This window comes from Bacillus sp. D48C, assembly GCF_053345735.1.
In genome coordinates, this window is record NZ_JBKFAQ010000001.1 from 778,375 (window position 1) to 794,178 (window position 15,804).

The following is a 15,804-nucleotide window of genomic DNA, read 5'->3' on the forward strand; positions in this document are numbered from 1 at the left end:
AATACGACTCATCCTTATAAGGAATGAGTCGTATTTTTATTATGAGCAATTACGTGGTTAACAGCATCTTTGACGTGATTTACTACATAGTGAGCGTGTTTTTTTACTGCATCATCTGCTTGCGACATAGCAAAACTGTGAGGAGTTAAAGAAAACATAGGAATATCATTGTAAGAATCCCCTATACAAGCAATTTCCTCAGGTTTTATTTGAAACTCATTTAATAAAACAGAAATGGCAGAGCCTTTACTAACATTCGGTGGCATTACATCTAAACATTGTTCTGCTGAGATGAAAGTACTAACTTTCCCGTGGAATTTTTCATCAATTTTTTTCTGAAGGAGTTGCAAGCTCTCCTTTGTTCCACCGACAGAAATTTTATTTGGGAAAATTGTATCATCAATCTTCTGTAGTAAGTTTGGTTCTTCAACAGAAGTCATAGTTACTTGTTGTTCAAGTTCTTGAATAAAAGGTGTTTTCTCTTCAATGTAATAATTATGCTCATCACTTACATAACGGAAATAAGGATTTTCATTCGTCATAGCTAACAAATCGGGAAGTATGCTGGAATCAAAAGTTGCAGATAATAGCTGTTTATTTTCATGTGTATATACAAAAACACCATTTACACTAATGCGATGAAAATTTGTATTTACAGCTTTCATTAAGTCTGCAATTTCATTATCAAGTCTTCCGGAAGCGAAGCAAAGAATAACATTTTGCTCGGCGAGGCTGCGTAGTGCCGCAACATCTTGCTCATCAATAAGACCTCCGTGTTGCATCATTGTACCATCGATATCACTTACAAACATTTTAATCATGTTGTTATCTCCTTTCTATGTACAGTTGCTCTTACATTATACGCATCATATATAAACATGTCTAAAAAATGAATTTTTATTAAATGGCAGATGTTTTACATTGACGACAAAGAAGAATATTCTGTAACATAAAAGTAGGCTATTTAAGTACGAGGGTGGTGTTATATGAATAATTATCTAGAAATTAAAAAAGTTTTAAATAATAATGTCATCATTGCTAGCCATCCTGAACACGAGGAAGTAGTAGTGATTGGTAAAGGAATTGGATTTGGGAAAAAAGCGAAAGATGTATTGGAGCAAGAACAAATCGAAAAAATGTTTGTCTTAAAAAATGAACGTGATCGTGAACAATATAAATTATTAGTGCCGCATGTTAGTGAAAAATTAATTGAATTGATGAACGATATTATGCTGTACATTCAAGAAAAAGCAAAATCTCCACTAAATGAACATATTCATATTGCGTTAACAGATCATATTTCATTTGCAATTAAAAGGTTAAAACAAGGACTTACAATTGATAATCCTTTTTTAGTTGAAACAAAAATGCTCTATCCAGAGGAATATGAAATTGCTGAAGGTGTTGTAGAACTTTTAAATTCTCGTTTGCAAATTACATTGCCAGAAGGAGAAATTGGTTTTATTGCACTTCACATTTACAGTTCGCTTACAAATTCTGATTTATCTTCAGTTAATCAAAACTCCCGTCTCATTGCACAACTTGTATCTTTAATTGAGACAAACTTACAAATTACATTAGATCAAGAGAGCATTCATTATTTACGCCTTATTCGTCATCTTCAATATGCTATTGAGAGGGTGAAAAAAGGAGAAAAAGTAGAGGAATCGCAAAGTTTTGCTGATTTATTAAAGGCGGAGTATCCAGTTTGCTATAACGTGGCTTGGAAGCTAGTTAAGGTCATGCAAAAAGAGTTGCAACTACCTGTATATGAAGCTGAAAGTATTTATTTAACGATGCACTTGCAACGCTTAGTAAAGGCAGAGCATGTGTAAAAAGTCATATATTTTTGTCTAAAATGAAAACGTTAAAAAAAATGATTGAATCGCTTACAATAGTTATGTATAATAACTATTGCAAAGTTATACAAATTTCGACAAACAGATTAAGGAGAGTAACGAAAACGTTTGCCTTAATTATAGTGAACTTATACGTAAACCTATTTTTGACACGTGTTACTGATTCGATCAGGCATGAGTGGAGAAAAGTAAGGAATGTAAGCTAGAGAAAGGGATATACTACCCTTTGTATAGCTATCGTTCTATCTTTTTTTCCTCATGTCTTTTTGGCGTTTGTCGGAAGGTATCAATATAGATAAGAGAGGAAGGGTTTCCATGTTTAAGAAGATCTTTGGTGTTCTTCAAAAAGTCGGAAAAGCGTTAATGCTTCCAGTAGCGATTTTACCGGCGGCAGGTATTTTACTTGGATTTGGTAATGCATTTCAAAATCCACAGTTAACAAATGTTATTCCTGCTTTAAAAGCAGATTGGTTCGTAATGGTTGCAAAAATTATGGAACAATCTGGTGATATTATTTTCGCTAACCTTGCATTATTATTCGCAGTTGGGGTAGCAATTGGTTTAGCTGGTGGAGACGGAGTAGCTGGTTTAGCAGCATTCGTCGGCTACTTAATTATGAACAAAACGATGAGTGTGTTCTTAGAAGTAGATAAGCTAGTGAAAGTAACAAGTTCTGGAGCAGACCCAGTAAAAATTGGATTTGCAGATCCAGCGTATGCAAACGTATTAGGTATTCCGACGCTACAAACAGGGGTATTTGGTGGTATTATCGTCGGTATAGTAGCGGCATATTGCTATAATAAATACTTCAACATTGAATTACCATCATACTTAGGTTTCTTTGCAGGTAAGCGTTTCGTACCGATCGCAACTGCAACATTCTCTTTAATAGTAGGTATTATCATGTGCTTCGTTTGGCCATACATTCAAGGTGGCTTAAACACGTTCTCACATCAAATGATTGATGCGAATAGAACAATCGCAGCATTTATATTCGGTTTAATTGAACGTTCATTAATTCCATTTGGACTACACCACATTTTTTATTCACCGTTCTGGTTCGAATTCGGTCAGTATACAAATGCAGCTGGCGAATTAATCCGTGGTGACCAAAAAATCTTTATGGCACAGTTAAAAGACGGTGTAGAATTAACGGCAGGTACATTTACAACTGGTAAGTATCCGTTCATGATGTTCGGTCTTCCAGCAGCAGCTTTAGCAATGTATCATGAAGCACGTCCAGAAAATAAAAAATTAGCAGCAGGTATTTTAGGTTCTGCAGCATTAACATCTTTCTTAACAGGTATTACAGAGCCACTTGAATTTTCATTCTTATTCGTAGCGCCAGTATTATTCGGAATTCATGCTGTATTTGCTGGTCTATCATTTATGACAATGCAAATTTTAGGTGTTAAAATTGGTATGACATTCTCTGGTGGTTTAATTGACTTCCTATTATTCGGTGTATTACCAGGCCGTACAGCATGGTGGTGGGTAATTATTGTTGGTCTTGTACTAGCAGTTATTTACTACTTCGGATTCCGCTTTGCAATCCGTAAATGGAATCTAAAAACACCTGGTCGTGAAGAGGCAAATGCGAATGACGGTGCAGGAAAAGCAGAAGCAGGCGAACTTCCTCGTGAAGTATTAGTAGCACTTGGTGGTAAAGAAAACATTGCTTCTTTAGATGCTTGTATTACTCGTTTACGTGTTCAAGTTAACGAACAAAAGAATGTAAACAAAGACCGCTTAAAAGAACTTGGAGCAGCTGGTGTACTTGAAGTTGGAAATAACATTCAAGCTATTTTCGGACCGAAATCTGACACGTTAAAATCACAAATTCATGATATTATGTCAGGTCGTACACCTCATGTTGAAAAAGAAGAACCTGTAAAAGTGGAAGAAACTCCTCAAAAAGTTGATGAAAATGAAACAATTGTATCACCAATTGAAGGGAAAATATTACCAATTACAGAAGTACCTGACCAAGTATTCTCAGGAAAAATGATGGGAGATGGATTTGCAATTGAGCCAACTGAAGGAACAGTAGTTTCTCCAGTTAACGGTGAGATCGTTAATGTATTCCCTACAAAACATGCGATTGGTATTCAATCTGAAGGCGGAAAAGAAATTTTGATCCACTTCGGTATTGATACTGTAAAATTAAATGGTGAAGGTTTTGAAGCGCTTGTAGCACAAGGCGACAAGGTGAAACAAGGCCAACCATTATTAAAAGTAGATCTTGCATTTGTAAAAGAAAATGCACCATCTATCATTACACCAATTGTCTTTACAAACTTACAACAAGGGCAACAAGTCGAATTGAAAAAAGATGGAAATGTTAAGAAGGGCGAAACCGCTATTATTGACATTCAGTAGGAATTTGACGCAAAATGTTTATAATTATAATAGGCGATGTGGTTGACCGAACATCGCCTATTATATACAATAGATGATGTAGTACTCACGTCTATACAACTAAAAAAATACTGTAATTTAAAGGAGATAAATTATCATGGAAAAAATCTTTAAAGTAACTAGCGACTCAGGAATTCATGCTCGTCCAGCAACTCTACTTGTAAACACTGCAAGCAAATTCGGTTCTGACATTAACTTAGAGTATAACGGAAAGAACGTTAACTTAAAATCAATCATGGGCGTAATGTCTTTAGGTATTCAACAAAACGCAGAAATTAAAATCACTGCAAATGGTGATGATGCAGCTCAAGCACTAGCAGCTATCGAAGAAACTATGAAAAACGAAGGATTAGGAGAATAATGACTCTTAACATTCAAGGGATCGCTGCATCAAGTGGGATTGCTATTGCAAAGGCTTTCAGACTTGAAAATCCTGAATTTAACATCGAAAAGAAATCAATTACAAACGAAGCTGCAGAAATTGCACGCTTAGACGCTGCGCTTGAGAAAGCAAAAACTGAATTAGAAGCTATTAAAGACCACGCATTTGCTGAGCTAGGTGCTGACAAAGCTGCGATCTTTGAAGCACATTTATTAGTGTTAAATGATCCAGAACTAGTAAACCCAGTAAAAGATAAAGTGAATAGCGAAAAAGTAAATGCTGAATTTGCAATGGATGAAGTTGCATCAATGTTTATTTCTATGTTTGAAAACATGGATAACGAATATATGAAAGAACGTGCTGCAGACATTCGTGACGTAACAAAACGCGTTCTTGCACATTTACTAGGAATTAACTTCTCAAATCCTGGTACAATTTCTGAAGAGGTAATCATCATTGCTGAAGATTTAACACCATCTGATACAGCTCAGTTAAACCGTAAGTATGCAAAAGGTTTCACTACTGATATCGGTGGACGTACATCTCACTCTGCAATTATGGCTCGTTCTATGGAAATTCCAGCTGTTGTTGGTACAAAAGTTGTTATGGAGAAAATCCAAAACGGCGATATCGTTATCATTGACGGTTTAGATGGAGAAGTAATTGTAAACCCATCAGAAGAAACTCTTCGTTCGTTTGAAGAAAAGAAAGCGAAATTTGAAGAGCAAAAAACTGAATGGGCAAAATTAAAAGACCAAGCTACTGTAACAAGTGATGGACATCACGTTGAGCTTGTTGCAAATATCGGAACACCAAATGATGTACAAGGTATTATCGATAATGGTGGAGAAGGCGTTGGTTTATACCGTACAGAATTCTTATACATGGGCCGTGACAATCTTCCAACAGAAGAAGAGCAGTTCGAAGCGTATAAAGCAGTTCTTGAAGGTGTAAAAGAAGGTCAACCAGTCGTTGTTCGTACACTTGACATCGGTGGAGATAAAGAGCTTCCATACTTACATTTACCAAAAGAAATGAACCCATTCTTAGGATACCGTGCAATTCGCTTATGTCTTGATGAGCAAGATGTGTTCCGTACACAACTTCGTGCATTACTTCGTGCTAGCGTATACGGAAACTTAAAAATTATGTTCCCAATGATTGCAACTCTTGATGAGTTCCGTCAAGCGAAAGCGATTTTATTAGAAGAGAAAGCGAAACTTGTAGAAGCGGGTACAACTGTTTCTGATTCTATTGAAGTTGGTATGATGGTTGAAATCCCAGCTTCAGCAGTATTAGCAGATCAATTCGCGAAAGAAGTTGATTTCTTCTCTATCGGAACGAATGATTTAATCCAATACACAATGGCTGCAGACCGTATGAACGAACAAGTATCATACTTATACCAACCATATAACCCATCTATTTTACGTCTTGTAAAAATGGTTATCGATGCTGCTCATAAAGAAGGCAAATGGGCTGGCATGTGTGGTGAGATGGCGGGAGATTCACTTGCTATCCCATTATTATTAGGATTAGGTTTAGATGAGTTCAGTATGAGTGCAACATCTATTCTTCCTGCAAGAACACAACTAAGCAAGTTGTCAAAAGCAGAAATGGAAACATTAGCAGAAAAAGCATTATTGATGTCAACTGCTGAAGAAGTTGTTGAACTAGTTAAAAGCATATAATTAATAAAAAAACCTGAGTCGATTTGAAATCGGTCTCAGGTTTTTTCTATGAGAAAAGTAAATCTTGTTTTCTTACTATAGAGGATAAGACACAGAACTAGATAGCGATAGCAACGATATCAGTTGGGCATACACGTAAAATACCATTAAAAGTATTACGTTGACGGTTCTTATCATCTTTGTTGTCGTCTTTATTATCTTTATCATTATTGTTACGAGCTAAAGCGGAGAAAAGAGCAACACCGTTAGCGAAACCTTCAAAAATTACATCGTTGAAAGATCCGATACCTTTAATGCTTAAAAGAGAAAGCTCTGTTCCAACTGAAATGCTAGCAAGTACGTTACATACAGCTGGTTGTTGTGGTTTTACCTCTCTCTCTTTCTCGCGATGGTCACGATGGTCGCACTCTCTTTCACGATGATGACAGTCTCTAAAGTTATCACAGCATCCAAATGATCCAAACATAATCCTCATCACCCCCTTCACACTTATAATCTATGTAAGTTCGGTAGTTAGTGACTGGACAGAGAGTGGAATTTTTTCTAGGGGATTTTCTCATTTTAAATGACTAGCTGGGTGTTTAGTATGGAATGATGTTTAAAATAGGGGTAATATAACAAAAAAATGTAAAAACCACCAAAATAAACGAAATGGGTAGCCTTTACACTTTTTTACTTTTATATAAAACGACGATATATACAGGAAGAGCTAGGAGTAGTGGTACGATGGATCGTGCAGTATGTTTTTCTGATTCTAATTGAAATGCTTCTTCTTTTGGGAATTGTAAAATGGAGATGTTTGCGGCATCACCAATAAAATATAGAAGCAGTACAGTTACTATGTAACATAAAAGTGCGATCAAGCTTCCGTATGAACTCAATGAAAATCCCTCTCTTGTTATCTATTTGTTATCATTGTATCACAATTGTAATAAAAACACACGGGTATATTTCAATACCTTAACAAAATTCGACACAAAACGTCACGTTTATTTATGATAAAGGAATAGAATATACTTTTCTATAAGTATAAATGTCGAATGATTTGTAGTAATATTACAAAAGTATGACAGGAAATAAAAAACGAAGGTAATGTAGTTACCTTCGTTTTTTATTATTTTGCCCACTCACTCACTTGCTCTACGCTCATACGTGGTGCAGGGTGACCTTTTAAAGTTGATTCACCAATTGTAATAAGCATAATTGGAACGTAACGAGATGAAACGTTAAATTCGTCTGTCAGTGCTTGTGGATTGAAGCCACCAATAGCACAAGTATCCCAACCAGTTGCTTTAGCTGCAAGCATAAGTTGCATTGCTGCTAAAGATGCATTTGAAAAGGCAGCATCTCTCGGGAATTGTTCACGAGCATATGCAGATTCAATATTTTTAGCTAAGCGTTCTTTTGCTTCTTCTTTCATAAATCCTTGTTCTACAATTGGACCATATACTGGCTCAACATTCTTATAAGCTTCTAAATCACCTAAAATAGCGACTACTGCAGAAGCATCAAGAATTTGTTGTTGGTTATAAGCTATTGGGTGTAATCGTTTTTGTACATCTTCACCTTGAAAAACAAGGAATTTCCAGTGTTGTAAGTTCCAAGCGGAAGGTGCTTGTGCTGCGGCTTTTAAAATCTCATGCAATTCTGTAGATGAGATTTCTTTATTTGGGTTGAATGCACGTGTAGATGTGCGTTCATATAAAACGTTAAAAAAGTTGTCGTTTGTCATTATATATCCTCCAAATTGTATATAAAATTATCAAGAAAACGCAATGTATATTACTTACATTTTGTAAGTTGTCGAATTTAAGAATATAATATCTTTATTTTAATTGTCAAGTTTTAAGAAATAAGCTAGGGCATTCATACAAACGATATAATTCCTATAATCATACACTAAAAAAGGAATTTATAGAGTGAAAAGGGAAGATAACATTCTCAATTAGCTTGTTAATATGTATCTCTCGCAAATTAAAGTTTATTAGAGAACAGTCTTTTAAAAATGTTTGTGAGGAATTCAGTAGAACAAGATATATGAAGTGAGTGAAGACTAGTGATGAACATACTACATTTTTTATTAGAGAATACGGTTTTCCAAAATGTGTTACAAGATTTGCAGTTAAATGTCCTTTATATAGAAAATGGATGTAAGCATCAACAAACGATAGAAAATATCCATCCAAAATGTATGTTTATAGCAAATAATTTTGAAGAGGGCGAACTATTATTTCAAAGAACGAAACCGCACATTATAATTATGTATGTAACAGATTATTCTCAAATCAAATATATAAAGAATATGTATACCCCGCAAAGTACATTCATTGTCATTTGGGATCAACAAATAACAAAAGAATTTACAGATGTACTTGCATTAGGAATACGTAATATTGTAATAGCCCCTGTAACTCCACAAGCAGTATTAGAAGAAGTGAATAAGAGTTTGTATCAACTTTCTTTAGTAAGGCAAGTTAGTTTGCAACAGGAACTGCTTCAAACGATGTTTGATTTTCAAAATGATTTATTATTTATAGTAGAAGATGATGAAATTGTTGATTGTAATACAAATTTTTTAACTTTTTTCGGATATGAAAATTTGTTTGCCTATCGTGAGCAACATTTAGTATTTGCTGAACATTTTATTAGAGAAAATGGATACTACTCGACGACGCATGATATAACATGGCTAGACGATACTTTATCAAGTGGTAGAAGAATTAAGATGTCAAATTATGAAGGGGAAGTATCTACTTTTCTATTACGTGCGACACCATTGCCAGAAGATTTATCAAGATTTATTGTAAAATGCACGGAAATTACAGAATTAGATGAAATCTATCAAGAACAAGAAAGACTTGCTATGGTAGATTCATTGACAGAGATTTATAATCGTTTAAAGTTTCAACAAATACTAGAGGTAGAGTGGGAAAAGGTAATACGTAGTGATGAGAAAATAGCAATCATTTTATTTGATATAGATAATTTTAAAACAGTTAATGACACATATGGTCATGATTTTGGTGATTTGGCATTAATACAACTTGCAGAGCTTATGAAATCTAAAGTGGAGCAGCAACACGTATTTGCAAGATGGGGAGGAGAAGAATTCATTATATTAGTGACAAATACAGTAGAAAAGGAAGCATTTCAAGTTGCGGAGTCATTACGATTCTTCATTGAAACAAAGCAATTCACTGGAATTTCGAAGCTAACAGCTAGCTTTGGAGTTGCGTTATATGAACAAGGAACTACAAGAGAAGAATTAATGCAACGAGCGGACATTGCTTTATATGAAGCGAAAAAAAATGGAAAGAATCAAGTATGTGTGTACAGAAAAGAAAAAATGTAATTTTTCGCAACAAATTGTTGCGATTTTTTTTTATTGTTTGATAATAGAATAGGGGGACAATTTTTAGCGAAGGAATTATGGAGGATCGACATGATAAAAAAAGTAATGATAATGGCTTCACTGTCTGCTATAGTTGGCGGCGGAGTATACTATTTTCTTGTTAGCCCCAATATAAAGGAAAACACAGTATTAACAACTAAGGTGAATCCTACTATTGAACCAGAAGTGCAAGGGAATATAGAAGAAAAAGAAGAGCAACAAATTGATTATGCTAGCATATCTCAAAAATTAGATCAATATTTAGTCGGAAAGCAATTTAATGGAACAGTTTTGGTAACAGATAAAGAGCATGTTATATTGAATAAAGGATATGGCTATGCTGATGTTCAAAATAAAATTGAAAATACGCCTCAAACAAAATATCGTATCGGTTCTATTACGAAAACAGTTGTTGCCACATCTATTTTACAGCTGCAAGAACAAGGGAAATTGAATATTCAAGATAATGTAAATAAATATATTCCTTCATTTCCGGAGAATAAAAATATTACGCTATATCATTTATTAACACATACCTCTGGTTTACCTGAACACGCAAAAGGCAATGTTAATGCTGCTTCCCGTTTACAGTTAATTAATTGGATCGGACGTCAAAATTTAGAATTTCCTGCAGGAACAGGTTGGAGATATACAGATTATAATTATATGGTGCTTGCTTATATAATAGAACATATATCGAAAAAACCTTTAGGAGATTACATAAAAGAAAACATATTTGTAAAAGCAGATATGCATGAATCCGGTATGGGAAATATGGTACCTGGCGATAAAAATTTTACAAAGGGTTATGTGAAAAAAGATCAAGAGCTTGTACCAGCGCAGAAGTTAGGCATGGATTGGCTATATGGTTGTGGTGAGATGTATACGACAGTTGGAGATATGAAGAAGTTAGACGAAGCAATTATAAATGGAAAACTTCTTTCTGAACAAAGTATACAAGCAATGTTTTCACCTTCAGCAGAACGGAAATATGCATTTAGTTTTTATATATATGCAGATTATTTTCATAATCATGGTGTATTATCTGGTTGGAACACTTTTAATAATTTTAATAAAGAAAAAGGAACTTTTGTTATGTTATTTTCAAATGTGAAAAATAGTATGGATGATGACTTTAATAAAGAGTTCCGAAAGATGGTAAATGATTTATTAGAACAAAGGGGATGAGAAAATGGAACATAAAACTTTATCAATAGGTTTCATTGGTATTGGCGTAATGGGAAAAAGTATGGTTTATCACTTAATGCAAGATGGTCATAAAGTATATGTATATAATAGAACGAAAGCAAAAACAGATTCTTTAGTGCAAGATGGTGCACATTGGTGTGATACGCCAAAAGAGTTAGTGAAGCAAGTTGATATTGTAATGACAATGGTTGGATATCCACATGATGTAGAAGAAGTGTATTTTGGTATAGAAGGAATTATAGAACATGCAAAAGAAGGTACGATAGCAATTGACTTTACGACATCTACACCTACTTTAGCAAAACGCATTAATGAAGTTGCAAAAAGCAAAAAAATATATACGTTAGATGCACCTGTCTCAGGAGGAGATGTTGGTGCGAAAGAAGCAAAACTCGCAATTATGGTAGGTGGAGAGAAAGAAATATATGATAGATGCTTACCTTTACTTGAAAAGTTAGGAACAAACATTCAATTACAAGGACCAGCTGGGAGTGGACAACATACAAAAATGTGCAATCAAATTGCGATTGCTTCCAATATGATTGGAGTATGTGAGGCTGTTGCTTACGCGAAGAAGGCTGGACTGAATCCAGATAAAGTGTTAGAGAGCATTTCAACAGGGGCAGCAGGTAGCTGGTCATTAAGTAATTTAGCTCCTCGAATGTTAAAAGGAGACTTTGAGCCGGGATTTTATGTAAAGCATTTTATGAAAGATATTAAAATTGCTTTAGAGGAAGCAGAAAAATTACAATTATCAGTCCCGGGCTTAAGTATGGCGAAAGAATTGTATGAAGAGTTAATTAAGGATGGAGAAGAAAATAGTGGAACACAAGTATTATATAAAAAATATATAAGGGGGTAAACGAGGTGGACCTTCAAAAGTTTGATGAGATGATTGATACTGTACAGCGAGCTACTTGTATAAAAATTAATGAAAAACAAAAAGAAGCTTTTAAACAAAAGTATGATTTTGAACCAGAATTTGAATATGGAAGAGATGAGAAGGGGCATTATGTAATTCGAACCTCAAAAAAGATGTTAGAAGAAATGGAGTTTTATTTGGCATTGAAATATGATCGTGATGGAGTGGATCTTTATATGCAAGCTGAGATTGACGGTATATTTCATGTATCTGTTAGCTATGGTGAAGATGCCTTACATCTACAAGAATTGTTTCAATTTCTAGAAGAAAATAAATAAAAGTCCTCATTTGAGGACTTTTATTTATTTAGTCATCTTTAATTTTTATAATTATAAGTTAGAAGCGCGGCGGCATCGTTCAACCGGGAATGGGATAATTTGTGCGATGTGATTAGGACCCAATTGTTTTGTACGAGCATGGCGTATTATATAAAAAGCACACAGAATTGAAACAGGAATAGCGCCGAATAAACCAAACAATAAAGCGCTTACACAAGATGCGACAAATCCTAAAACACCAATTTCTAACTCTTCCATAATAGCTCCTAAAATAACTGGAAATGCTCCACATGTAACCCCAAGTATAAGTGCGATAAGTAAGCTCATGATTATCCCCCTCTGTTTGCGATATTATTTTCCTTCTTAATTAATTGTAGTATATCATATACAAAACAGAATTTTCAGAAAAAATTCAATAAATATTCAAAAAATGTTCAAAAAATATACTTGAAAAATCAAGGTGTTAAATTTGTGATGAAGTGGTACTTTTGAGTAAATAAAAAATCAGGCTTATTTCAAAAATGAAATAAGCCTGTTCCATAGGAGGATGTATATATGTAGAGTGAATAAAAGTTTGGAAAAGGGGGTCCAAGTCCTTTTATTCAACTAACTACCTTAATAGATTGGAACCCAGCCTTCAGTTGTCACAAAAATACGAATAGCTACAACTTGACGATCATCTTGCAAGGTAAAATAATGTCTTGCATTTTCAGGAACAGATATGAGATCGCCTGGCTCAAGTTCAACATCAAAGAATTTCCCATCTTTGCCTTCAATAGCGAAAATGCCATGACCACTGACGATAAAGCGAACTTCGTCATCTGTATGATGATGTTCTTTTTGGAAATTAATTAATAATTCGTCAAGGTTAGGTGTGCTATTTGAAAGTGAAATTACATCATGTGCTTTATAACCTCGACTTGCTGAAACATCAGCGATTTCTTTTGAAAAAACAGCTAATATTTCAGCTTTGTTTTCATCTGTTAACGAATAATTTTCATTTAAATGAGTAGGAAGTTTAGAAATGTTCCATTTCTCATATAAAACGCCTTCCTCTTGTAGAAATTTAGATACTTCCACTTCATTTTCAATGCGAGTATTTACTTCATGAATACGAATTTGCGCCATTAGAAACGCCTCCTTGAATTGATAATAGTTTTATATGAAATTGGAATAAAAACTCATAAGCTTCTAATCTTTTCTTTGCATCAAAGCTATCTCGGCCCCATACGGTAATACCGTGGTTACGGATTAATACTGCTCCTGAATCACCTTTTATATGCTTTCGGAAGTTTTCTCCAAGCGTTGGGATATGGGCATGGTTTTCGATAATAGGAATGTGAATTGTTGCACCTTCTTCCCAAATATCGAGAGCTTTAATAATTTCTTGATTTTGAAGGGTAACTGCATCACTATATAAATTTGTGATGACATTATTATCAGTTGTATGAACATGAAGTACGCACCCGGCATTCGTATTGTTATAAATATGTGTATGCAATATTGTTTCTGCTGAAGGGCGTAATTCAGTCTCTAAAACAGGAACTCCTACATGATCTACTAATAGAAAATCATCTGGAGTGGTTTTTGTTTTATCTTTACCGCTTGCTGTAATGAGAAAAGTAAGTGGCTCATGACTAACTTTTATAGAAATATTACCACTTGTTGCTGGGAACCAATTTCGAGTTGTTAATTCTTTTTTTATCTCGCTTAAGTCATACCATTGACGAAAAAGTTGTTTCATGATTTCACCTCCAACAAATGTTTTAATTCATTTTGAATATCATGGAATGTTTCAAACGGTGTATAAGCAATATAATTCTCTGCACACTTTGTAATAAGGAAGTCACGAGCAAATACTTTATCTGCTTGTTTCGCAGCTTGTAAATCAGTAATTGAATCTCCAATCACAATATGGAAGTCATTCGTATCACTCAATTTACGGATGAGAGATGATTTACATAATCCGCAATGATTTTGACAATGATGATCACAAGGATGAGGCCAATTCACCGTAATGTATTCATTTGAAAAATCTGTTTCATTACAGTAAATTTGCTCTTTTGGAATGAGTCCTTGTAAGAGTGGATAGACGAAGAAATCCATTCCACCTGATATAACGTAAAAAGAAATGTTATTTTCATTTACAAATTGTATAAATTCATGAAAACCATTACGAAGTTCAGCAGTTTCTATTAAAAATTGAATAATTTCATCGTGCAGATGAGTAGGTATTAATCGAAATAATTGAGAAACACCTTCTTGAATAGATAGCTCTTGTGATAAAATTCTATTCTTTACTTCTTCAGCTTCTGGTGGTGCGAATTTTTCCATAATGGACATAATGTTATCATTATTTGTAATCGTGCCATCGAAATCACAAAATACTTGAATACTCATAATTTCACCTCATGAGAGGGATTTCCCCATATTTGTAGTGCACTATGCAAATTTATGTCATCTACTTCATGGAGTGGTTTATTTTGCAAAGTAGCCTCAATTGCAGTACGGAATGCTTTACCACCGCCTTGCGCTCCATTTGGATGTCCATGTATCCCGCCGCCAGCATTAATAACAACATCTTTACCGAAATCTCGTACAATAAAGGGAACGAAACCAGGGTGAATACCAGCAGATGGAACAGAAAAGCTCTTCTTGAAAAATGCATCGTCTTCAGTTAAATATTTTGAGATAGCAAGAGCTTCCTCTTTTTCTAGCGCAACACTTCCGTATGGAGATGGGAATAATGAAAAGTCAGCCCCAGCATAGCGTAGTAGCTTTCCGAGTAATAATGGAGATGAAATTCCATATAACTTAGATGCTGAATAAGCACCACTTACAGCAGGGTGTGCCATAATAGGAACTGGGATTTCATCATCTTCTGCAAGTGATTGTAGTACATCTAGTCCGTAAGCAAATACGTTAAATAATAGAATATCAGCTCCAGCTTGCACTGCACGTTTCGCATTTTCTTTTAAATCAAAAGTTCGTCCTGTTAAATTTACGGCATATAACGTTTTATGTCCGTATGTTTCATATACGGATTGTAAAACTTCTTTTCCAGATACAATGCGTTTCGTAAGTGGTGTTAATGCATTTTCAAATAATATTTCATCATCTTTTACTATATCTACACCACCAATTGCTTGATCGCGTAATTGCGTTTTTAAATACCCAATATTTCGTCCAATCATTCCTTTAAAAATACTCATTAAAAGGGGACGATCATGCACTTGTAAAAGATTTCGAATACCATCTATCCCGAATTTTGGCCCAGGAAAATGTTTTTTTAACTCGTCTGAAAAAGTTAAGTCAATTAATTTTACTTCGCCATCAAGGGATAGCTTTCCAAATGTAGTCGTTAAAATTGCTGGTAAATCTGGACTGAAGTTTAATAACGGATATTCGATTTTAATAATTCCGCGTTTTACTTTTTTACGTAAATACGAATTTGTATGTTCATGTTCAGCTAATTCCACAATATGAATGACGTTGCCTTTATGTTGCTTTAATTGTTCTTGCAATAATTGTGGCAAATGAGTCCAAGAGCCAATTGTTAAACCAAGTGCAATTTGCTCAGCCTTTTTTTCTAAGTTATGTGAATCATCATGGATTAAATACGTCGCTATAATTCCGCTCATTGTTATAACCTCC

The 15,804-nt window shown here is 34.5% G+C and carries 17 protein-coding genes; 8 read left to right on the top strand and 9 right to left on the bottom strand.

From position 1 onward, the window contains the following. Positions 1–14 precede the first annotated feature (14 nt). Positions 15–821, bottom strand: a complete 807-nt coding sequence (locus tag ACLBXA_RS04250; protein ID WP_000594250.1) for a Cof-type HAD-IIB family hydrolase — start codon at positions 819–821, stop codon at positions 15–17. A 165-nt stretch (positions 822–986) separates the two neighbouring features. Here ACLBXA_RS04250 and glcT point away from each other — a divergent pair, with 165 nt between their 5' ends. The 4 genes from glcT (at position 987) to ptsP (ending at position 6,350) form a co-directional block, all read left to right on the top strand. Then, positions 987–1,835: a glucose PTS transporter transcription antiterminator GlcT gene (gene glcT, locus ACLBXA_RS04255; protein WP_001067323.1), complete on the top strand. Its 849-nt coding sequence runs from the start codon at positions 987–989 to the stop codon at positions 1,833–1,835. A gap of 339 nt (positions 1,836–2,174) precedes the next feature. Beyond that, positions 2,175–4,238, top strand: coding sequence for a PTS glucose transporter subunit IIABC (gene ptsG / locus ACLBXA_RS04260; protein ID WP_000473176.1), 2,064 nt, complete (start codon positions 2,175–2,177; stop codon positions 4,236–4,238). A 136-nt stretch (positions 4,239–4,374) separates the two neighbouring features. Next, a complete protein-coding gene (gene ptsH, locus ACLBXA_RS04265; RefSeq protein ID WP_000411080.1) occupies positions 4,375–4,638 on the top strand; it encodes a phosphocarrier protein HPr in 264 nt (87 codons plus the stop codon). Continuing rightward, on the top strand, positions 4,638–6,350 hold the full coding sequence (gene ptsP, locus ACLBXA_RS04270) for a phosphoenolpyruvate--protein phosphotransferase (protein ID WP_000174215.1): 1,713 nt from the start codon (positions 4,638–4,640) through the stop codon (positions 6,348–6,350). The genes ptsH and ptsP overlap by 1 nt, the downstream gene beginning before the upstream one ends. A 97-nt stretch (positions 6,351–6,447) precedes the next feature. On the opposite strand, the gene ACLBXA_RS04275 is transcribed toward ptsP, so the two are convergent. The 3 genes from ACLBXA_RS04275 to ACLBXA_RS04285 all read right to left on the bottom strand — a co-directional run bounded on the left by ACLBXA_RS04275 (position 6,448) and on the right by ACLBXA_RS04285 (position 8,082). Beyond that, a complete protein-coding gene (locus ACLBXA_RS04275) occupies positions 6,448–6,816 on the bottom strand; it encodes a DUF3915 domain-containing protein (protein WP_000468031.1) in 369 nt (122 codons plus the stop codon). Positions 6,817–7,012: 196 nt separating this feature from the next. Further along, positions 7,013–7,231, bottom strand: coding sequence for a hypothetical protein (locus tag ACLBXA_RS04280; protein ID WP_000100494.1), 219 nt, complete (start codon positions 7,229–7,231; stop codon positions 7,013–7,015). A 233-nt stretch (positions 7,232–7,464) separates the two neighbouring features. Beyond that, positions 7,465–8,082: a nitroreductase family protein gene (locus tag ACLBXA_RS04285; protein ID WP_000180387.1), complete on the bottom strand. Its 618-nt coding sequence runs from the start codon at positions 8,080–8,082 to the stop codon at positions 7,465–7,467. Positions 8,083–8,409: 327 nt separating this feature from the next. Here ACLBXA_RS04285 and ACLBXA_RS04290 point away from each other — a divergent pair, with 327 nt between their 5' ends. The 4 genes from ACLBXA_RS04290 to ACLBXA_RS04305 all read left to right on the top strand — a co-directional run bounded on the left by ACLBXA_RS04290 (position 8,410) and on the right by ACLBXA_RS04305 (position 12,150). Further along, on the top strand, positions 8,410–9,702 hold the full coding sequence (locus tag ACLBXA_RS04290; protein WP_001023182.1) for a GGDEF domain-containing protein: 1,293 nt from the start codon (positions 8,410–8,412) through the stop codon (positions 9,700–9,702). A gap of 90 nt (positions 9,703–9,792) precedes the next feature. Beyond that, positions 9,793–10,929, top strand: coding sequence for a serine hydrolase domain-containing protein (locus ACLBXA_RS04295; RefSeq protein ID WP_000592890.1), 1,137 nt, complete (start codon positions 9,793–9,795; stop codon positions 10,927–10,929). A 4-nt stretch (positions 10,930–10,933) separates the two neighbouring features. After that, positions 10,934–11,812, top strand: a complete 879-nt coding sequence (locus ACLBXA_RS04300; RefSeq protein ID WP_447617109.1) for an NAD(P)-dependent oxidoreductase — start codon at positions 10,934–10,936, stop codon at positions 11,810–11,812. A gap of 5 nt (positions 11,813–11,817) precedes the next feature. After that, entirely contained in the window at positions 11,818–12,150 is a 333-nt protein-coding gene (locus ACLBXA_RS04305; RefSeq protein WP_000365611.1) for a DUF3909 family protein, read from the top strand. A gap of 51 nt (positions 12,151–12,201) precedes the next feature. Here ACLBXA_RS04305 and ACLBXA_RS04310 read toward each other — a convergent pair whose 3' ends face one another. The 5 genes from ACLBXA_RS04310 to mtnW form a co-directional block, all read right to left on the bottom strand. After that, positions 12,202–12,477, bottom strand: a complete 276-nt coding sequence (locus ACLBXA_RS04310; protein WP_000054662.1) for a hypothetical protein — start codon at positions 12,475–12,477, stop codon at positions 12,202–12,204. Positions 12,478–12,765: 288 nt separating this feature from the next. Next, a complete protein-coding gene (locus ACLBXA_RS04315; protein WP_000057322.1) occupies positions 12,766–13,278 on the bottom strand; it encodes a 1,2-dihydroxy-3-keto-5-methylthiopentene dioxygenase in 513 nt (170 codons plus the stop codon). Further along, complete coding sequence (locus ACLBXA_RS04320) at positions 13,256–13,894, bottom strand: methylthioribulose 1-phosphate dehydratase (RefSeq protein ID WP_000811340.1); 639 nt, start codon at positions 13,892–13,894, stop codon at positions 13,256–13,258. Before ACLBXA_RS04320 ends, ACLBXA_RS04315 begins: the two co-directional genes overlap by 23 nt. After that, on the bottom strand, positions 13,891–14,550 hold the full coding sequence (gene mtnX, locus ACLBXA_RS04325; protein ID WP_000027488.1) for a 2-hydroxy-3-keto-5-methylthiopentenyl-1-phosphate phosphatase: 660 nt from the start codon (positions 14,548–14,550) through the stop codon (positions 13,891–13,893). The genes ACLBXA_RS04320 and mtnX overlap by 4 nt, the downstream gene beginning before the upstream one ends. After that, positions 14,547–15,791 (bottom strand): 2,3-diketo-5-methylthiopentyl-1-phosphate enolase, encoded by a 1,245-nt coding sequence (mtnW, locus tag ACLBXA_RS04330; protein ID WP_000014207.1) that lies wholly within the window; start codon positions 15,789–15,791, stop codon positions 14,547–14,549. Before mtnW ends, mtnX begins: the two co-directional genes overlap by 4 nt. Between the last annotated feature and the right edge of the window lie 13 nt (positions 15,792–15,804).

Bases quoted from the DNA above. Each gene is read 5' to 3' on its own strand.
- ACLBXA_RS04250 (WP_000594250.1), bottom strand. From the start codon at position 821: ATGATTAAAATGTTTGTAAGTGATATCGATGGTACAATGATGCAACAC.
- ptsG (WP_000473176.1), top strand. From the start codon at position 2,175: ATGTTTAAGAAGATCTTTGGTGTTCTTCAAAAAGTCGGAAAAGCGTTA.
- ptsP (WP_000174215.1), top strand. From the start codon at position 4,638: ATGACTCTTAACATTCAAGGGATCGCTGCATCAAGTGGGATTGCTATT.
- ACLBXA_RS04285 (WP_000180387.1), bottom strand. From the start codon at position 8,082: ATGACAAACGACAACTTTTTTAACGTTTTATATGAACGCACATCTACA.
- ACLBXA_RS04290 (WP_001023182.1), top strand. From the start codon at position 8,410: ATGAACATACTACATTTTTTATTAGAGAATACGGTTTTCCAAAATGTG.
- ACLBXA_RS04320 (WP_000811340.1), bottom strand. From the start codon at position 13,894: ATGAAACAACTTTTTCGTCAATGGTATGACTTAAGCGAGATAAAAAAA.
- ACLBXA_RS04275 (WP_000468031.1), bottom strand. From the start codon at position 6,816: ATGTTTGGATCATTTGGATGCTGTGATAACTTTAGAGACTGTCATCAT.
- mtnX (WP_000027488.1), bottom strand. From the start codon at position 14,550: ATGAGTATTCAAGTATTTTGTGATTTCGATGGCACGATTACAAATAAT.
- ACLBXA_RS04310 (WP_000054662.1), bottom strand. From the start codon at position 12,477: ATGAGCTTACTTATCGCACTTATACTTGGGGTTACATGTGGAGCATTT.
- ACLBXA_RS04295 (WP_000592890.1), top strand. From the start codon at position 9,793: ATGATAAAAAAAGTAATGATAATGGCTTCACTGTCTGCTATAGTTGGC.
- ptsH (WP_000411080.1), top strand. From the start codon at position 4,375: ATGGAAAAAATCTTTAAAGTAACTAGCGACTCAGGAATTCATGCTCGT.
- mtnW (WP_000014207.1), bottom strand. From the start codon at position 15,791: ATGAGCGGAATTATAGCGACGTATTTAATCCATGATGATTCACATAAC.
- ACLBXA_RS04300 (WP_447617109.1), top strand. From the start codon at position 10,934: ATGGAACATAAAACTTTATCAATAGGTTTCATTGGTATTGGCGTAATG.
- ACLBXA_RS04315 (WP_000057322.1), bottom strand. From the start codon at position 13,278: ATGGCGCAAATTCGTATTCATGAAGTAAATACTCGCATTGAAAATGAA.
- glcT (WP_001067323.1), top strand. From the start codon at position 987: ATGAATAATTATCTAGAAATTAAAAAAGTTTTAAATAATAATGTCATC.